Raw genomic sequence first — 1,788 nt, 5'->3', positions numbered from 1 at the left:
CCAGCAAGAGGTGTGGGGCCTCTTTTTCAATGGAGAGGTCTTATATGTAAACCGGAGTGGTGCGGGGGCTAAAGTATTGGTAAAATTTTAGGGGTTTTTGACGTATTTGTTGGCGTTTAATGGTAAGATTGATATAATACTTTTCGCTTATTGAAAGTTTTTTAGGGTGGTTTTTCTGCGCTAAAGGGGCTAGATTTGGATGAGTAGTCTTAATTAATTGCTATTAAATTGGGTTGTTTGCTAAAATAACCTAGAATTATGTGAAATGAAATGTGGAGGATTATAGGCATGCATAAAGATGTAGAGGAAATTTTATTTTCTACTGAGGAAATTGCGGAACGTATTCAGGTGTTAGGTGAAGGATTATCGGCGGATTATCAAGATAAGAACCCGATTGTGGTTGGTATATTGAAGGGTTCTGTCCCATTCATGTCTGACTTGATTCGTGCAATGGATGTTAAATTACAAATTGACTTTATGGATATTTCAAGTTACGGCGGTGGGGTTGAGTCATCAGGTCAGGTGAAAATTTTGAAGGACTTAGATGCAGACGTATCTGGTCGTCACGTGATTATTGTTGAGGATATCGTGGATACTGGTAATACGCTAGCGAAAATCCATGATTTGTTCCAACACCGTAATGCAGCGAGTGTGAAGGTGGTTACTTTACTAAATAAACCTGAACGCCGTACTGCCGATGTTTCAGTGGATTATATTGGTTTTGAAATCCCTGATAAGTTTGTAATTGGTTATGGTATGGATTTTGACGAAGAATATCGCCAGCTACCTTATATCGGTATTTTGAAGCCTAGTGTTTACGCACATTTATTCCATAATTAGTGAGTTTTTTATATTTATAACTATTCGATGGCTACTTTAAGAACAACAATTAGAATGGGGAAAATGAATGCAACAAAAGAGACCTAACAGACCAAATAGAAACACCTTCATCAGAAGTGGTTTGCTGTGGCTGATTATGTTCTTTGCTTTGATGGCATTAGTTAGATCATTAACGAGTGATTCTACTGGTGGCACCACTGAAGAGTTAACACAATCAGAATTCATTCAAACACTTTCTGATGGAGATGTAGAGAGTTTCTCTATCCAATCCAACGCCGGGGCTTACCAAATCCGCGGTGCTTACAAGGGTTCGGGTGAGGAATCAAGTGAATCGTCATCGTCAACTAGTGATGGGATTCCAATTTTCCAAGATTTACAACAAAGCTCAGCTTCTGAGTTTGTGGTAAACGTATTGCCTAATGACAACACGATTGCAACGATTACGGACACAGCGAATGCGACCGGTACTGAAATGACGGCCTTAGAAGAAGACCAGTCTGGTATGTGGTTGAGCTTATTATTCACTGCTGTACCGATTGTTTTCTTCGTTGTGATTATGTATATGATGTTCAGCCAAAGCCAAGGTGGCGGTCGAAACAACCCAATGTCTATGGGTAAATCGAAGGCTGTTGATCAATCGAAGAAAGAAGTAAAAGTACGATTCTCTGATGTCGCTGGTGCGGATGAAGAGAAACAAGAATTGGTTGAAGTGGTGGACTTCTTGAAAGATCCACGTAAATTCCAAGCTTTAGGAGCCCGTATTCCAAAAGGTGTGCTTTTAGAGGGTCCTCCAGGTACTGGTAAGACATTGCTTGCTAAAGCAGTTGCCGGTGAAGCTGGCGTGCCTTTCTACTCAATCTCAGGTTCTGAGTTTGTGGAAATGTTCGTTGGTGTCGGTGCTTCTCGTGTACGTGACTTATTCGAAAATGCTAAGAAGAGTGCCCCATC

Annotated in this window: 2 protein-coding genes; both read left to right on the top strand. The window is 40.6% G+C overall.

Annotation, left to right across the window (positions count from 1 at the left end):
• Nucleotides 1-288: 288 nt before the first annotated feature.
• Nucleotides 289-840, top strand: a complete 552-nt coding sequence (gene hpt, locus ACRCJ0_RS13310; protein ID WP_417893711.1) for a hypoxanthine phosphoribosyltransferase — start codon at nt 289-291, stop codon at nt 838-840.
• A 67-nt stretch (nt 841-907) separates the two neighbouring features.
• A partial coding sequence (locus ACRCJ0_RS13305) for an ATP-dependent metallopeptidase FtsH/Yme1/Tma family protein (RefSeq protein ID WP_431390726.1) occupies nt 908-1,788 on the top strand: 881 nt, incomplete at its 3' end.

Source organism: Aerococcus sp. L_32, from assembly GCF_050689315.1.
This window is presented reverse-complemented; position numbering and strand designations above follow the sequence as displayed.